Below are 16,951 nucleotides of genomic sequence, written 5' to 3'. Positions count from 1 at the left end.
CCATCAATTGCAACTGAACTAGTTGCCGCTCCGTTCATCCTTGCGTGTACGACCAAGCAACGTTAATGCTGCCTCGCGAGCGTTTTTTCCGCAATACAATACCTGATAAATTTCCTCGGTTATTGGCATTTCGACGCCAAAACGCGCCGCCAATTCCCGCACTTCTTTGGTATTGCGATAACCTTCAACCACCTGGCCGATTTTCTGCTGCGCAGAGTCAACATCGGCACCCTGCCCCAGCGCCATGCCGAAGCGACGGTTACGTGATTGGTTATCGGTACACGTCAGTACCAGGTCGCCTAAGCCAGCCATTCCCATGAAGGTTTCAGGGTCAGCGCCTAAAGCGGTACCAAGACGCGTCATTTCCGCAAGACCACGAGTAATCAACGCGGTACGAGCATTCGCACCGAAGCCAATACCGTCAGACATTCCCGCGCCAATCGCAATCACGTTTTTCACCGCGCCACCCAACTGCACGCCGATGAAATCAGGGTTGCTGTAGACACGGAAGCTCTTGCCGCAGTGCAGCAATTGCTGGAGATCCTGAGCAAAGGTTTCGTCGGTTGCCGCCAGTGCAATTGCCGTCGGCAAACCCGCAGCCAGCTCTTTGGCAAACGTCGGGCCGGAAATCACCGCTAATGGGATTTCGTCACCGAGAGCTTCACGCGCAACGTCTTGCAACAGGCGTCCGGTTTCCGCTTCCAGCCCTTTAGTCGCCCAAACGATACGCGCGTCTTTGCGCATAAGCGGTTTGATTTGGCGCAGAACTTCGCCAAAGACGTGGCTCGGCACTACGACCAGAATATTACGGCTGGCAGATAATGCTTTCGCTAAATCGCTTTCAAGGTGAAGTGTGTCAGGGAAAGGAACGTCCGGAAGAAACGCCGCATTACAGCGATCGGCCTGCAATACAGCAAGGTGTTTAGGGTCATGGCCCCACAGTACAACGTGGTGGCCATTACGCGCCAGAGTGATGGCAAGAGCGGTGCCGTACGAACCGGCACCGATCACAGTCATTGAAGCATTAAGGCTGTTCATCAGGCATCCTGATGGTTTTCAGCACCTTCGCCTTCGCCAGATTGCTGCTGCAGATAGCTCATGAACAGCGCATCGAAATTAACCGGTGCAAGGTTCAACTGCGGGAAGGTACCACGAGAAACCAGGCTAGTGATTGCTTCACGTGCATAAGGGAACAGAATGTTCGGGCAGTATGCACCCAGGCAATGTGCCATCTGCGGACCTTCGATCCCACCGATGGAGAAGATACCAGCCTGCTGAACTTCACACAGGAATGCAGTATCTTCGCCCAGTGTTGCGGTCACGGTTACACGCAACACAACTTCATAAACGTCGTCTGCCAGTTGGCTGGAAGCGGTATCAAGATCCAGCTTCACTTCTGGCTGCCAGTCTTTCTGGAAAACGTGTGGTGCATTTGGTGCTTCGAAAGAGATGTCCTTGGTGTAGACACGCTGAATCTGGAAAGCCATTTCTGTGTTGTTTTGTTCTGACATTGTTAAACCCTTAAAAAATTAATACGTCCTTAAACGACAGTAAGCGACAAAGGAGCTGCTCTAGCGCAGCAGGGGATCGAGTCCACCACGAGCATCAAGTGCATACAAGTCATCGCAACCACCAATGTGCTGTGCATCAATAAAAATCTGCGGCACTGTGGTTCGCCCACTGCGTTTAATCATCTCTTCGCGCTTAACAGCGTCGCCATCAATCGCTAACTCCTGAAACTCGACCCCTTTGCTTTGCAAGAGGTCTTTTGCACGATGGCAAAACGGACAGGTTGCTTTAGTGTAGATTTCAATATTCGCCATGGTTTTACCCCAGTGTGCGTATCAATTTATTTACCGCGAACTAATGGCAGGTTTTCCCCGCTCCAGCCAGCAATCCCTTCTTTCAGTAAGGTCACTTTTTCGAAACCGGCTTTTGTCAGCAGTGCGGCTGAATCTTGAGAGGAAACGCCATTGCCACAAACCACGATTACAGGCTGTGATTTATGTTTTTCCAGCTCACCGAAGTTACCACTTTTAATATCAGCTGGCAGTACATTCAGTGAGTTAGCAATATGGCCCTTGCGGTAATCATCACGAGAACGCACATCAACAACAACGGCATCTTCTTTGTTGATGAGGCGTGTCGCTTCACCACGGGTGATCACCTTAACCTTAGAGGTCAAACCTTTAAAAGTCATGAAAAGTACGGCGGCAAACAAGCCAACCCACGCCAAACTAAGTATGGGATGACGACCAATGAATTGCATAATTTCTTGCATGGGGGGGTGTAGCTCCCGACTAAGTAATATGAAAAAACCAAGTGAGGAGTATACATTTGCGTTGTGCCAAATACAGCCAGTCTGCGTTAGGTTATGTTGATTCTGCGGACTGTTACGAAAAAAATTACCTTAACGACGTAAAACCGATCACAATCCAACCCGTTTCTTTGATCTTCTGCGGCTATTTACCCCGTGGCCTGTAGTAAAATTACGCAAATTTTGTCTTTGACTTAGAGGTTATCGCAATGTCAGTTACTAAAAAACCTATGGTTCTGGTGATTCTGGATGGCTATGGTCACCGCGAAGAGCAGCAGGATAACGCTATTCTGAATGCTAAAACCCCGGTTATGGATAACCTGTGGGCACAGCGTCCACATACTTTAATCAACGCATCAGGTATGGAAGTCGGTCTGCCAGATGGCCAAATGGGTAACTCCGAAGTCGGTCACGTAAACCTTGGTGCTGGCCGCATCGTTTACCAGGATCTGACTCGTCTGGACGTTGAAATTAAAGAACGTACTTTCTTCGCTAACCCAACGCTGACTGCAGCTGTAGACAAAGCTGTTGCTGCTGGCAAAGCAGTGCACATCATGGGCCTGGCTTCAGCCGGTGGCGTTCACAGCCACGAAGAACACATTCTGGCGATGATTGAACTGGCCGCTGAACGAGGTGCTGAAGCCATTTACCTGCACGCGTTCCTTGATGGCCGCGATACACCGCCACGCAGCGCAGAATCTTCTCTGAAGAAATTTGCCGATAAGTTTGCTGCACTGGGTAAAGGACGCGTTGCTTCGCTGATTGGCCGTTACTACGCAATGGACCGCGATAACCGCTGGGATCGCGTTGAACTGGCTTACGATCTGCTGACTCAGGCTAAAGGCGAATACCAGGCAGAAACCGCTGTTGCGGGTCTGGAAGCTGCATATGCTCGTGATGAAAACGATGAATTCGTTAAACCAACTGTGATTCGTGCAGAAGGCGAAGCTGACGCTGCCATGAACGACGGCGACGCGCTGATCTTCATGAACTTCCGTGCAGACCGCGCGCGTCAAATCACCCGTACTTTTGTTAACGCTGACTTCGACGGTTTTGCCCGTAAGAAAGTGGTTAACTTCGGTGATTTCGTGATGCTGACTGAATACGCAGCAGACATTAAAGCCGCTTGCGCTTACCCACCAGCGTCACTGACCAATACCTTTGGTGAGTGGATGGCGAAGCACGACAAAACTCAGTTACGTATCTCCGAAACTGAAAAATATGCTCACGTTACCTTCTTCTATAACGGCGGCGTTGAAGAACCGTTTGCTGGCGAAGACCGTATTCTGATCAACTCCCCGAAAGTTGCTACTTACGATCTGCAACCAGAAATGAGTTCAGTAGAATTGACTGAAAAACTGCTGGCAGCTATCAACAGCGGCAAATACGACACCATCATTTGTAACTATCCAAATGGTGACATGGTCGGGCATACCGGCGTTTTCGAAGCGGCTGTTGCTGCAATCGAAGCACTGGATAACTGTATTGCTCAGGTGGTTTCTGCAGTAGAAAACGTGGGTGGGCAGTTGCTGATCACCGCTGACCACGGTAATGCAGAACAGATGGCTGACCCGGCAACTGGTCAGGCGCATACCGCGCATACCAGCCTGCCAGTTCCATTGATTTATGTAGGTTCCCGTAGTGTGAAAGCGGTTGAAGGCGGCAAGCTTTCTGATATCGCACCAACTATGTTGAACCTCATGGGCATGGAAATCCCGCAAGAGATGACTGGCAAGCCGCTGTTCATCGTGGAATAATCCCTCCCCATGAGGGGAAAGGCGATTTTTTCAATAACATGGGCCGTGAAACCGAAAGCGTTTTCAGTCAGGCCTATGATCTACGCCAGCGTTCTAAGCGCTGGCGTATTGTTATGCCCGTTTCCCAGCCATGCAGACGATCGCGCCGATTTGAAATCTATCCAGCAGGATATTGCAACGAAAGAACGCGCGGTACGCCAGCAACAGCAGCAACGTTCCGCCTTGCTTGCTCAACTCCAGGCACAAGAAAAAGCGATTGCCGAAGCCAGCCGCAAACTGCGCGAAACGCAAAACACGCTTGCCGATCTGAATCGCCAAATTGCCACCATGAATGCTTCCCTCGCGAAACTGCAAAAACAGCAGGCATCGCAGGAACGTAATCTGGCCGCTCAACTCGACGCCGCATTCCGCCAGGGGCAACATACTGGCATCCAGCTGATTTTAAGCGGTGAAGAAAGCCAGCGCGGGCAACGCTTGCAGGCATACTTCGGCTACCTGAACGCCGCGCGTCAGGAAACTATTGAACAGCTTAAGCAGACTAAAGCGGAAGTTGATGAGCAAAAAGCCAGTCTGGAGTCTAAGCAAACCGAACAACAGACGCTGCTTTACGAACAGCAAGCTCAACAAAGCAAGCTTGAAGGTGCGCGTAACGAACGTAAAAAAACGCTCTCCACTCTCGAATCCTCTTTGCAACAAGATCAGCAAAAGCTGAGCGAAATGCGCCAGAACCAGGCGCGCCTTCAGGGGCAAATTGCCCGTGCAGAAGCCGCTGCCAAAGCGAGAGCGGAAAAAGAAGCCCGTGAAGCTGAGCAAGTTAAAACTCGCCAAAAGGAAGCAACCAGCAAAGGCAGTACCTATAAACCAACAGAAAGCGAACGTTCTTTGATCTCGCGCACTGGTGGCCTGGGTGCACCGCGTGGACAAGCCTTCTGGCCGGTTCGCGGTTCAATCCTGCATCGCTATGGCGAACAGCTTCAAGGTGAGCTACGTTGGAAAGGGATTGTTATCTCCGCAGGTGAAGGCACTGAAGTTAAAGCTATTGCTGATGGGCGTGTAATCCTTGCCGATTGGCTACAGGGATACGGCCTCGTGGTTGTCGTTGAACACGGTAAAGGCGATATGAGTTTGTATGGTTATAACCAGAGCGCACTGGTTAATGTTGGAACACAAGTTCGCGCCGGCCAGGCTATTGCACTGGTAGGCAACAGTGGCGGTCAGGGCCGCCCGTCACTTTATTTCGAAATTCGTCGCCAGGGCCAGGCCGTCAATCCACAACCGTGGTTGGGAAGATAAGTTTTGCTTCAATTCCGTCGTGTGTTTTTCTCTCTCGTCAGCACACTCATGCTGACAACCCCCGTTTACGCTGGAAAGCTGGCAATTGTAATAGATGACTTCGGTTATCGCCCCGCGCAAGAAAACAAAGTTATCGCCCTGCCTGCCAACATTTCCGTCGCAGTTTTACCCAATGCTCCTCACGCCCGTGAAATGGCCACTAAAGCGCATAATGCCGGGCATGAAGTCCTGATTCATTTGCCGATGGCCCCCCTGAGTAAACAGCCGCTGGAAAAAGACACGCTGCGCCCGGATATGGGCAGCGGCGAAATCGAGCGTATTATCCGCGAAGCTGTCAATGATGTTCCCTATGCCGTGGGGTTGAATAACCATATGGGTAGCGCGATGACATCCAGCCTGTTCGGCATGCAGAAAGTGATGCAGGCATTAGGGCAATACAATCTCTATTTTCTTGACAGTATGACGATAGGAAATAGCCAGTCGATGCGGGCGGCGGCCGGTACTAACGTCAAAGTGATCAAACGTAAAGTGTTCCTGGATGACACTCAAAACGAAGCCGATATTCGTTTTCAGTTTAATCGTGCGGTGGAGTTGGCCCGTCGAAATGGCTCAGCGATTGCCATTGGTCATCCTCATCCGTCGACCGTGCGTGTTCTGCAACAGATGGTCTATAGCTTACCGGCAGATATCACGCTGGTGCGCCCGAGTAGCTTGCTCAATGAGCCTCAGGTGGATACCTCAAGACCAAATAACACGCGTCCTGTAGCGCCAGGCAAACCAGCTGAACAACCGCGTAATCCGTTCAAAGGTGTGAATTTATGTAAGCCTAAACAACCTTTGCAACCCGTCTATGCAACGACATTCTTTAGCGTGATCGGCGAAAGCATCAGCCAAAGCCAGTTGTTGAAGTACATGCAACACCAGTGGCAAGGCTGGGATAAATCGTTAAAGGCTACTCAATCCTGATTTTGTGGGCGTGCAGAGGAAGGATTTTCTCTGCACGTATTGCTGTTTAATTTTCCGTCCCAATACCAGGCCTTGAAGTATTTTAGAAAACTATAGAAAGTGGCATACAAACCTGTAACAAGCCCCACTCGCCCTTTCCTCCACGCCCCACTGAACAAATACCATTTAAAAAATGCACCGATGGCACTTATTATGCCCCTCAGCAATGAGGGCTTGATTTTTTTATTTATGACCAGGCGAGTCGTATAAGTGTTTAATTTATTGAAAACCTCATGAATAGTATAAAAGGTATCATGGCGAACAAAACCAGGAATAACAGATGAGTTAATAAACCCCTCAGCTTGATCATCTACCGGACGATCGTTAAATCGCGTCTGCCGACGGTTATACAAACGCACCGGGAAGTCCGGTGAGGATATGGGATAAATGGTTCGCACCTGTTCTCCGAGTACAAACCAGTAGCGCGAAAAACGCCATGCCTGCCCTTGTTCAGGTTCTTCACCCTGCTTGAGCTTAAGGATAAAAGCGGTTGTCTGCTCATCAAGAATTTCATCACTATCCATACATAACACCCAGTCATGGCTCGCAAGCCCGGTAGCATGGTTCATTTGTTCACCGTGCGTGTTAAATGGGTGATATATAGGTTCAATACCATAACCACGAGAAATATTAATAGTTTCATCACTACTCCCCGAATCCACAATAATGATTTCATCTGCAATTGATATTAATGGCTGCAATACTTCGTGAAGCAGACGTGCAGAGTTATAAGTCAGTAAACAAACTGATATTTTAAACATAGCCATTATGCCATAACAAAAAATCAATTATATCATGGTGAATAATTGTAGCTGCGAATTCGAAATCCGGATTCGAATTTTTATATTATTAATTCCTCCCGTAAAAGAGTCATCAAAAGCGTTAGTTATCACTCAATACTGCCTTTATAATGCCGCGTTGAATAATGCTACAGGAGCTGGTCGACGATGACGCAACAGCGGCATAAGATTCTCTTACTGGATAACGGTAAAGAGTGGGGAGGCGGTACCAATAGTATGTTGGAACTGCTCAAACGTATTGACCGCCAACGGTTTGATATCACGTGCTGCTTTTACTACAACTATGCGCGTGGTGAAGGTGAAACCATTGAGAGCGTGCTGAGCAGCATTCAGATTCCTGTCATTTTCATTCCTCAACGCAAACAACCTGGCTGGGCAAAAATCAGCAAAGAAGTCGCGCGAGCATTTTTGTTTTTCAGCAAGTCTGGGCGTAAAAAGATCACGGCATATATTGATAAACAATGGCGAATCAAACCGAATGCCACGGCTTTGCGCCAGCGATTGCAAAAAGATGGCTACGAAATTCTGTACATGAATAACCAGCCTGGTTCCAATTTGGAAGGTTATTTGGCAGCGGAGCCTCTTGATGTTGCAGTCGTTCAACACTGTCGCATTGAGCCGGTGATGAGTCAGTCGATAACCAGAGTGGTAAACCGTGTCAGCGATGCCGTGATTGCTGTTTCTCATGGCGTGGAGAGTGTGCTGCTCAATCATGGCGTGAAGAAATCACTCTGTGTTACGGTCCCAAACGCCATTGATATTCACCAGCCACTCCCATCAGGTATAGCAATACGTCGGTCACTAGGCATTGAAGATGGCACATTTTTATTTGGTAGTATTGGGTCGTTGATTCCAAGAAAATCCTGCCACCATACGCTTGAAGCATTGCATCGTTTTCAACTGCAACATCCCGAAGCAAAATGGAAATTTGTCCTGGTGGGTGAAGGGAGCGATCGCGAAAAGTTAAAGCGCCAGGCCGCTGACTACGGATTTGCCGATCGCATCATCTTTACTGGCTTTCGTAATAACCCGCTGGATTATTTGGCCGCATTTGATGCCTTTATTCTTGCATCAAAAAGCGAAGGGTTACCGCGCGTTATTCTCGAATCCATGTTGCTTAAAACGGTAGTTATCGGTTCAAATGTGACGGGGACTGCGGAGTTAATCGACTCAGGCCGCACTGGCCTGCTCTACCCTTATGGCGATACCATTAAGCTCGCTTCACAACTTCAGCAAGTGTGGCAAGATAGCGCGTTACGTGATGCCTTAACTCAGCAGGCCTGGCGGCGCGTGATTAATAATTATGCGATCGAGCACTATGTTGCCGGTGTCGAAGCCGTACTTGGCGCAGTAAAACCAACCCGGAATGAAAATGTTTAAATTTCTGAATCCAAAATATCGCCATATTACGGCGCGACATAATATTCCTTTGGCTCAGGCGGTTAGCGGGGCTAAAACCGTCCCAGTAACCTCCGTTGTGATCCCATGCGTTGGCAAAGATTATATTGAAGAAGGTACGCTTTCTGCGGTTTTTGCTGACCGTTTCGCGCCGCAACTTGAAGAAATTGTCATCGTCTCCGATCAACCAGCCAGTGCCTTTACCGATTTGCCAGGTAAAGCCCGGGTTGTTACGTTGAACGTTCCAGAAAGAGATGACAGCTATCGCTTCAAACAAATTTATCGTAGCCGCCTGATAAAGATTCAGGCTCCGCTATATGCCAGCACAGAAGGCTCGTTGATCATTGATTCCGATCTTAATCTTTTGCAGATGCCGAAGCTTGAAGTCGAAGAAAACACGCTGTATTCCAGTTTTCGCCAGGGGAAAATGATCGCTAAACTGGCAAATGCTCCAGCAGGAAAAGCACCAGCCTATTATCAAGGAACGATTCGCCCCACTCTCCAGGATCACGTAAATAGCGCCTTTCTTGCTGCAACACACAGCACCTGGCACCGGTTATGCCCACTTTGGTTGGCTCTGTTCCAGGATACCTGGGAACTGATGGATGATTCGCAACCCCCAACAGATCAGTTGCCTTTAGCTGCACTTCTCGACTTGCTGGATTTCAAAACCGTAAATTTAGGTGACTGGGTGAACTGGCCTGTCTCAAAACGCATCGGTGGTACCCCGGCGGTGATCCCAAAAGAAGTCATCGGTGCACATGGCGGCTTCCCACTTTCAGAATGGCAAAAGTATCTTGTCTCACCAGAGAGTGAATTGCTGTTTAAAGGGCAAGATTACACGCGAAAAGTGCGTTACCTGACGGATGCTGAAAAGCAGACCGCAAGCGAATAAAGATGTGAAAAAGGCCGGTTTCCCGGCCTTTTCTAACTTATCGTCGCGCGATTAATCCCAGCTAAGAATGACTTTGCCAGACTGCCCGGAACGCATGGCATCAAACCCTTTCTGGAAATCATCGATTCCAAAACGGTGAGTGATGATCGGTGACAAATCCAGGCCAGACTGGATCAGTGCCGCCATTTTGTACCAGGTTTCGAACATCTCACGCCCGTAAATACCTTTGATGAACAAACCTTTGAAGATGACTTTCGTCCAGTCGATAGACATATCTGATGGCGGAATACCCAGCATCGCAATACGGCCACCGTGGTTCATAGTATCGAGCATGGTACGGAACGCCGGTGGAGCACCGGACATCTCAAGACCAACATCAAAACCTTCGGTCATGCCCAACTCTTTCATTACGTCGGTCAGATTTTCTTTGCTGACGTTGACCGCACGGGTCACGCCCATTTCACGCGCCAACTCCAGACGGTATTCGTTCACATCGGTGATCACGACATTACGCGCACCAACATGTTTAGCGACAGCCGCCGCCATAATACCAATCGGGCCGGCACCAGAAACCAGAACATCTTCACCAACCAGATCGAATGACAGCGCGGTGTGAACAGCGTTACCGAACGGGTCAAAGATAGAAGCCAGATCGTCAGAAATGTTGTCCGGGATTTTGAAAGCATTAAAAGCAGGCAGCACTAAATATTCTGCAAAACATCCAGGGCGGTTTACACCGATGCCAGTCGTATTACGGCACAGGTGCGTACGGCCCGCACGGCAATTACGACAGTGACCACAGGTAATATGGCCTTCACCGGAAACACGATCGCCAATTTTAAAGCCTTTAACTTCCTGGCCGATGCCGACCACTTCACCAACATATTCGTGACCGACAACCATTGGAACCGGAATAGTCTTTTGTGACCATTCATCCCAGTTATAGATATGCACATCGGTGCCGCAAATCGCAGTTTTACGGATTTTGATCAGCAGATCGTTATGACCCATTTCTGGCTTAGGCGCATCTGTCATCCAGATGCCTTCTTCTGCTTTCAGTTTCGCTAATGCTTTCATGACCGCTCCCTCAGGCGATAACGCCCAACTGTTTACCGATACGCGTAAATGCGTCAACCGCACGTTCAATTTGCTCTGTGGTATGAGCCGCAGACATCTGAGTACGGATACGCGCCTGACCTTTTGGTACTACCGGGTAGAAGAACCCAGTGACATAAATGCCTTCTTTTTGCAGCTCACGAGCAAAATTCTGTGCCACAACCGCTTCGCCTAACATCACCGGGATGATGGCGTGATCGGCACCGGCCAAAATAAAACCAGCCGCGGACATTTTCTCGCGGAACAGGCTGGCATTCGCCCATAAGCGATTGCGCATCTCAGCGCCAGTTTCCAGCATTTCCAACACTTTGATGGATGCAGAAACAATAGCAGGAGCCAGAGAGTTGGAGAAAAGATAAGGACGAGAACGCTGACGCAGCCACTCAATCACTTCTTTACGACCCGCAGTGTAACCACCGGAAGCGCCGCCCAGAGCCTTGCCCAACGTGCCGGTGATAATGTCTACACGATCCATCACATCGCAATATTCATGCGTACCACGACCGTTTTCACCCACGAAACCGACCGCATGAGAATCATCAACCATGACCAGCGCGTCATATTTATCGGCTAAATCGCAAACCCCATTCAGGTTAGCAATCACACCATCCATAGAGAACACACCATCGGTGGCGATCATGATATGGCGAGCACCTGCCGCACGCGCTTCTTTCAGGCGAGTTTCAAGTTCCTGCATGTCGTTGTTGGCATAACGATAACGCTGAGCCTTACACAGACGCACACCATCAATAATAGAAGCGTGGTTCAGCGCATCAGAAATAATCGCATCTTCTGGGCCGAGGAGAGTTTCAAACAGACCGCCGTTGGCATCAAAGCAGGAAGAATAAAGAATCGCATCTTCCATTCCCAGGAAGCTGGCAAGCTTGCCTTCTAGCTCTTTGTGGCTGTCTTGTGTTCCACAAATGAACCGAACAGAAGCCATCCCAAAACCATGTTTATCCATGCCCTGCTTCGCGGCATCAATCAGTTGCGGGTGGTTAGCAAGCCCCAGGTAGTTATTGGCGCAGAAGTTAATAACGTGGCTGCCATCAGCAACAGTGATATCAGCCTGCTGGGCTGAAGTAATGATACGTTCTTCTTTAAACAACCCTTCCGCGCGTGCGGTTTCAAGTTGGGATGTTAACTGTTGGTAAAAATCTCCGCGCATTGTGATTCTCCAGGCATGGCTAATTTCGGAACATATTACCCAAACCTATACCAGGAGACGAGATGACGTTTCAATGAAATTGGAATTTTCAGCATAAATCACGAGGTGCTTTCCAGATTCGGGTTATTAGGAAAGACAATTCGGGTGATGGTATGATAGGAGTCATTAACGCGTGAGGTATTGGGCCTCATTGCCCCCTAATTTGTTAAGGTTACGCTTATGATCATTGTCACCGGTGGTGCCGGATTTATCGGCAGCAACATCATCAAATCACTGAATGATATCGGTCTTACGGATATCCTGGTTGTAGACAATCTGAAGGATGGCACTAAGTTCGCTAACCTTGTGGATTTAAATATTGCCGATTACATGGATAAAGAAGACTTCTTAATCCAGATTATGGCCGGCGAAGAATTAGGCGAAATTGAAGCCATCTTCCATGAAGGTGCATGCTCTTCCACCACCGAGTGGGACGGTAAGTACATGATGGATAATAACTATCAGTACTCAAAAGAAGTTCTGCATTACTGCCTGGAGCGCGAAATTCCGTTCCTGTATGCCTCATCCGCTGCAACCTACGGTGGCCGCAACAGCGATTTTATCGAGTCACGTGAATTCGAGCAGCCTCTGAATGTTTACGGTTATTCAAAATTCCTGTTCGATGAATATGTACGTCAAATCTTGCCTGAAGCAAGCTCACAGATTACTGGTTTCCGTTACTTCAACGTCTACGGGCCGCGCGAAGGGCACAAAGGCAGCATGGCAAGCGTTGCGTTCCATCTGAATACCCAGTTGAACAACGGCGAAAATCCAAAACTGTTCGAAGGTAGCGATAGCTTTAAACGCGACTTCATCTATGTAGGCGATGTCGCCGCAGTGAACCTGTGGTTCTGGCAAAACGGCGTATCCGGTATTTATAACTGCGGTACCGGTCGTGCAGAATCATTCCAGGCTATTGCTGATGCCGCTCTCGCTTTCCATAAAAAAGGCAGCATTGAGTACATTCCGTTCCCGGAAAAACTCAAAGGCCGCTATCAGGCGTTTACTCAGGCCGACTTAACCAATCTGCGTGCCGCAGGTTACGACAAGCCATTCAAAACTGTTGCCGAAGGCGTAACAGAATATATGGCCTGGCTGAACCGTGACGCATAAGCAGGTAGCCTGACGCATGAAAATACTGGTGATTGGCCCGTCATGGGTGGGCGACATGATGATGTCGCAAAGTCTCTATCGCACGCTCAAAGCGCGCTATCCCCAGGCAATCATTGATGTGATGGCACCGGCATGGTGCCGTCCATTACTATCACGTATGCCGGAAATTAACGAAGCACTATCAATGCCATTGGGGCATGGTGCTTTGGAAATTGGAGAACGTCGTCGTCTTGGGCACTCCCTGCGTGCTAAACGTTACGATCAGGCGTATGTGCTGCCAAATTCATTTAAGTCAGCACTTGTTCCATTCTTTGCCAACATCCCACACCGCACGGGCTGGCGTGGGGAAATGCGCTATGGGCTACTCAACGACGCCCGCGTTTTGGACAAACAAGCCTGGCCATTAATGGTCGAGCGCTACATTGCGCTGGCTTATGACAAAGGCAAAATGCAGTCCGCGAAAGATCTTCCCCAACCGTTACTGTGGCCTCAACTACAGGTTAACGATGGGGAAAAAATGCAGACTTGTCAGGCCTTTAATCTCGATGCACTTCGGCCGATTATCGGCTTTTGCCCTGGCGCCGAATTTGGCCCAGCTAAACGCTGGCCGCACTATCACTACGCAACCCTGGCAGCCAAACTCATTGATGACGGTTATCAGGTGGTGTTGTTTGGTTCAGCAAAAGATAAAGAAGCCGGAAATGATATCGTCGCCGCGTTAACCACACAGCAGCAGGCTCATTGCCGCAATCTGGCGGGTGACACGGCGCTTGAGCAAGCCGTTATTTTAATTGCGGCTTGTCAGGCTGTGGTGTCCAATGATTCAGGTCTGATGCACGTTGCAGCCGCGCTCAATCGCCCGCTTGTGGCATTATATGGCCCAAGTAGCCCCGACTTTACTCCACCGTTGTCGCATAAAGCGCGAGTTATTCGTCTTATTAGTGGCTATCACAAAGTCCGTAAAGGCGACGCCGCAGAAGGCTATCATCAGAGCTTGATTGATATTACGCCCGAACGCGTGATGGATGAGCTAACCGCACTGTTACTGGCGGAGAAGGAAGCGTAATGCGGGTATTGATCGTCAAAACATCATCAATGGGTGATGTCCTGCATACGTTGCCTGCACTTACGGATGCCATGCAGGCCATTCCCGGCATCCGCTTCGACTGGGTTGTAGAAGAAGGTTTCGCACAAATCCCAGGCTGGCACCCTGCTGTCGATAAAGTTCTCCCAGTCGCAATTCGTCGCTGGCGTAAAAGCTGGTTTTCGGCCCCAGTAAAAACTGAGCGAGCAGCGTTCTACCAGGCACTGCGAACTGAAAACTACGACGCTGTCATTGATGCTCAGGGGCTGATAAAGAGTGCCGCTCTGGTTACCAGAAAAGCCAGAGGGGAAAAACACGGCATGGACTGGAACAGCGCCCGTGAACCGCTGGCCAGCTTGTTCTACAATCGTCGTCACGCCATCGCGAAGCAACAACATGCGGTTGAACGCACACGTGAGTTGTTCGCCAAAAGTCTGGGTTACCAGAAACCAGCTGCTCAGGGCGATTACGCCATCGCGAAGCACTTTCAGGCGACAGCCTCCTCCGATGTGGGGGAATATTTCATTTTCCTTCACGCAACGACTCGCGATGAAAAGCACTGGCCGGAATCACACTGGCGAAATCTTATTCAATTAATGCACAAAAAGGGCTTACGTATTAAACTCCCGTGGGGTGCGGAGCACGAGCACAAACGAGCAATCCGTTTAGCTGACGGATTTGATAATGTTGAGGTGTTGCCGCGCTTATCGCTTGAGCAAGTCGCCAAACAACTTGCCGGAGCCAGAGCTGTTGTTTCAGTTGATACAGGGCTTAGCCACCTGACAGCAGCACTAAATCGGCCGAACATAACGTTGTATGGCCCTACCGATCCGGGTTTGATTGGTGGTTACGGTGAAAATCAGAACGAAATACGAGGCGCAGACAAAAACATGGCTAACATTACCGCTGCAGATACGTTTATCGCACTCCAGAAAATTAGCCACATAGCAGCAGAATAACCATTAATGAGCTATCTATTCCTCTTCATACTCTTTCTCCCGTTCAAGTTGTTCGGGAAACTGTTTTATAAAAAAACAGGCCGAAACTTGCTGATTCAAACGGCAAAAATAGGTGACTTCGTCAATGTCACCCCTGTACTTGCCCACCTGAAACATAGCGATGTTTTAATCAGCAAAACTGTTCTTCCGTTGGCCAAATATGATGAAACTATTAATACTATTTTTCTGATCGAAGAGCATAAAAAGAGTCTGTGGCGCAAATTTCGCCTCGCTGTTAAGTTGTTAAATCGATATGAAAATATCTACTTGCTACAACCTAACAGCACTAATCTTTTCTTCGCTTCAGTCTGTAATGCCGCCAATAAGCAGTTTTTATCTACCTATACCCGCCGTTGGTATCATGCGTTGTTTTATCTGACGGCAAATGGCGTTGTAGAACATCGCAAAGACCAATTAACCGTAGATGATTACCTTAAACTTGCGGATCGTAACCTGACCTGGCGAGACTCTCCGAAGCATGCGACTTTGCCATTAAGAAAACCGCAGACCTACCCTGCATCACTTGATAAACAAAACGTGATCAAAATAGGTCTGAGCATTTCTGCAGGAAACAAATCAAAAACTATCCCTTCAGAAGTCTGGAAGAAAATTTTTGATGCATTACAGGGGCTAAATTGTATTTATTATGTTTTTGGCCCTCAAAGCGAACAAGTCTGGTTAGATGATCTACATCGTGAAGTCGGGATGCGAGAGGATATTGTTAGCCTGGTTGGCGAACTTCCTTTAGAAGATGTCCCTTTCGCTATCAGTAAAATGGATTTCTATATCGCGTCAGACTCGGGAAATGTTTACATAGCCGATGCAGTAGGAGTCCCAATTGTTCTTATTTATGGGCCATGCTGTATTGCGGAGCAACGTCCTCTGGGGAATGTGTTACTGATTGGCAGCAAAGTGTATGAAAAGTCATACATCTTCGAAGCGCCTTATTATTTCGACCGTACAAGAGAAGAGATGTTTGCATTAACTGAGGATGATCTTAAAAAAATACATACATTTATTAATACTCAGTTAATTGTAAAAAAAACGTCTCACAGTGCATAATTATTTGATATGAGCTTACTAATGACTGATAGCAAAGTTTTTCTAAGTATTATCATTGCTGCACATAATAGTGAAAAAACGCTATCTGGAACACTAAAAAATTTGCAGGATGCTTGTGGGAATAATTTTTCGGGGATCGAAGTCATCCTGATTGATGATAGTTCCAACGACTCTACCGGGGAAATTATTCGCAAATTTTCAGCAGACCATACACAGGTGCAACTTTTCAAAGTCAACTTTCAAAATATCGGTCAGGTTCGTCAGTTTGGAATAGAAAATTCTCGGGGAGATTACATCACTATGCTTGATAGTGATGATTTAATGAAGCATGGCTCATTGCCCATACTGGTTGACTTTCTGAAAGAAAAACGTCCGGATATGTTACTTACCAAGTTAATAGAAGTTCGAGAGTTAAGTAACATCGATTATAAATGGCAAAACCAAGAACCAAAAAAACTTTCACGTGATGAAGCCATCATGCGCTTTTTAATTCATAAAGATATACAAGCACATTTAATTGGTCAATTCATTAAACGCGAATACTACCTGGAGAACATCATTCCCTCCATGACATGCTATGAAGATTTTTTTGTGTTCCCCAATATACTGTCCAGCTCACAAAAAATATACTTCTTACGTAAAGGTCATTATTTTTACATTAAACGATCAGGTAGTTTATCTAATTCACCCGATAGACAAAAGCTCACTAATTTAATTATTTGCACTGAGAAAATGACTGAGTTATTAGAAAAAAAATTTTATCCACTCATTCTGTGTCATTGGTTAGATGTTTATTTAAAACACACCAAACTTTTACAAAAGTCTGATGAAATGGATATTGTGCGAAAATATATTAGAGAAACATGGACCTTTAGGTTTTTATCATCACCGAATGTACGTTTAAGC

General features: G+C 48.0%; 17 protein-coding genes. 10 read left to right on the top strand and 7 right to left on the bottom strand.

All coding sequences use genetic code 11. The features are described 5' to 3' along the window. Positions 1-18 precede the first annotated feature (18 nt). From gpsA to MES37_RS13485, 4 genes are read right to left on the bottom strand one after another with little or no spacing between them, the layout of a single operon-like run. Positions 19-1,038: an NAD(P)H-dependent glycerol-3-phosphate dehydrogenase gene (gene gpsA / locus MES37_RS13500; protein WP_121814608.1), complete on the bottom strand. Its 1,020-nt coding sequence runs from the start codon at positions 1,036-1,038 to the stop codon at positions 19-21. Next, positions 1,038-1,511, bottom strand: a complete 474-nt coding sequence (gene secB, locus MES37_RS13495; RefSeq protein ID WP_034461441.1) for a protein-export chaperone SecB — start codon at positions 1,509-1,511, stop codon at positions 1,038-1,040. The genes gpsA and secB overlap by 1 nt, the downstream gene beginning before the upstream one ends. A 60-nt stretch (positions 1,512-1,571) precedes the next feature. Continuing rightward, the gene (gene grxC / locus MES37_RS13490; protein WP_064541744.1) at positions 1,572-1,823 is read right to left on the bottom strand and encodes a glutaredoxin 3; all 252 of its coding nucleotides are present in this window, start codon (positions 1,821-1,823) and stop codon (positions 1,572-1,574) included. Between the two features lie 26 nt (positions 1,824-1,849). After that, entirely contained in the window at positions 1,850-2,281 is a 432-nt protein-coding gene (locus MES37_RS13485) for a rhodanese-like domain-containing protein (RefSeq protein WP_064541747.1), read from the bottom strand. A gap of 245 nt (positions 2,282-2,526) precedes the next feature. Between MES37_RS13485 and gpmM the strand changes: the two genes are divergently transcribed. Genes gpmM through MES37_RS13470 form a run of 3 tightly spaced genes read left to right on the top strand, consistent with a single transcriptional unit; the run spans position 2,527 to position 6,333 of the window. Next, positions 2,527-4,074 (top strand): 2,3-bisphosphoglycerate-independent phosphoglycerate mutase, encoded by a 1,548-nt coding sequence (gene gpmM, locus MES37_RS13480; RefSeq protein WP_064541751.1) that lies wholly within the window; start codon positions 2,527-2,529, stop codon positions 4,072-4,074. Between the two features lie 9 nt (positions 4,075-4,083). Next, entirely contained in the window at positions 4,084-5,367 is a 1,284-nt protein-coding gene (gene envC / locus MES37_RS13475; RefSeq protein WP_064541754.1) for a murein hydrolase activator EnvC, read from the top strand. A gap of 3 nt (positions 5,368-5,370) precedes the next feature. Next, entirely contained in the window at positions 5,371-6,333 is a 963-nt protein-coding gene (locus MES37_RS13470) for a divergent polysaccharide deacetylase family protein (protein ID WP_370090677.1), read from the top strand. Here MES37_RS13470 and MES37_RS13465 read toward each other — a convergent pair. Next, positions 6,324-7,133 (bottom strand): glycosyltransferase family 2 protein, encoded by an 810-nt coding sequence (locus MES37_RS13465; protein ID WP_121814610.1) that lies wholly within the window; start codon positions 7,131-7,133, stop codon positions 6,324-6,326. The two genes, MES37_RS13470 and MES37_RS13465, sit on opposite strands and share 10 nt — an antisense overlap. A 186-nt stretch (positions 7,134-7,319) precedes the next feature. Here MES37_RS13465 and MES37_RS13460 point away from each other — a divergent pair, with 186 nt between their 5' ends. Both MES37_RS13460 and MES37_RS13455 read left to right on the top strand, forming a co-directional pair. Continuing rightward, positions 7,320-8,552, top strand: coding sequence for a glycosyltransferase (locus MES37_RS13460; protein ID WP_133523063.1), 1,233 nt, complete (start codon positions 7,320-7,322; stop codon positions 8,550-8,552). Then, positions 8,545-9,465, top strand: coding sequence for a hypothetical protein (locus tag MES37_RS13455; protein ID WP_121814612.1), 921 nt, complete (start codon positions 8,545-8,547; stop codon positions 9,463-9,465). Before MES37_RS13460 ends, MES37_RS13455 begins: the two co-directional genes overlap by 8 nt. A gap of 51 nt (positions 9,466-9,516) precedes the next feature. Here MES37_RS13455 and tdh read toward each other — a convergent pair whose 3' ends face one another. Continuing rightward, entirely contained in the window at positions 9,517-10,542 is a 1,026-nt protein-coding gene (gene tdh, locus MES37_RS13450; RefSeq protein WP_064541766.1) for an L-threonine 3-dehydrogenase, read from the bottom strand. A 10-nt stretch (positions 10,543-10,552) separates the two neighbouring features. Further along, on the bottom strand, positions 10,553-11,749 hold the full coding sequence (kbl, locus tag MES37_RS13445) for a glycine C-acetyltransferase (RefSeq protein WP_064541769.1): 1,197 nt from the start codon (positions 11,747-11,749) through the stop codon (positions 10,553-10,555). A gap of 219 nt (positions 11,750-11,968) precedes the next feature. On the opposite strand from kbl, the gene rfaD reads away from it, so the two are divergent. The 5 genes from rfaD to MES37_RS13420 all read left to right on the top strand — a co-directional run. After that, complete coding sequence (gene rfaD, locus MES37_RS13440) at positions 11,969-12,901, top strand: ADP-glyceromanno-heptose 6-epimerase (RefSeq protein ID WP_121814615.1); 933 nt, start codon at positions 11,969-11,971, stop codon at positions 12,899-12,901. Positions 12,902-12,917: 16 nt separating this feature from the next. After that, positions 12,918-13,967 (top strand): ADP-heptose--LPS heptosyltransferase RfaF, encoded by a 1,050-nt coding sequence (gene rfaF, locus MES37_RS13435; protein ID WP_064541776.1) that lies wholly within the window; start codon positions 12,918-12,920, stop codon positions 13,965-13,967. Further along, positions 13,967-14,944: a lipopolysaccharide heptosyltransferase RfaC gene (gene rfaC / locus MES37_RS13430; RefSeq protein WP_237931730.1), complete on the top strand. Its 978-nt coding sequence runs from the start codon at positions 13,967-13,969 to the stop codon at positions 14,942-14,944. The genes rfaF and rfaC overlap by 1 nt, the downstream gene beginning before the upstream one ends. 6 nt (positions 14,945-14,950) lie before the next feature. Next, a complete protein-coding gene (locus tag MES37_RS13425) occupies positions 14,951-16,045 on the top strand; it encodes a glycosyltransferase family 9 protein (protein ID WP_237931729.1) in 1,095 nt (364 codons plus the stop codon). A gap of 21 nt (positions 16,046-16,066) precedes the next feature. Continuing rightward, positions 16,067-16,951: glycosyltransferase family 2 protein (locus MES37_RS13420; protein ID WP_237931727.1), on the top strand; the 885-nt coding region annotated here is incomplete at its 3' end.

Source organism: Buttiauxella sp. S19-1, from assembly GCF_022134725.1.
Lineage (GTDB): Bacteria > Pseudomonadota > Gammaproteobacteria > Enterobacterales > Enterobacteriaceae > Buttiauxella > Buttiauxella ferragutiae.
Note: the sequence above shows the minus strand (reverse complement) of the source record. Positions and strands in the feature narration are given on the sequence as shown.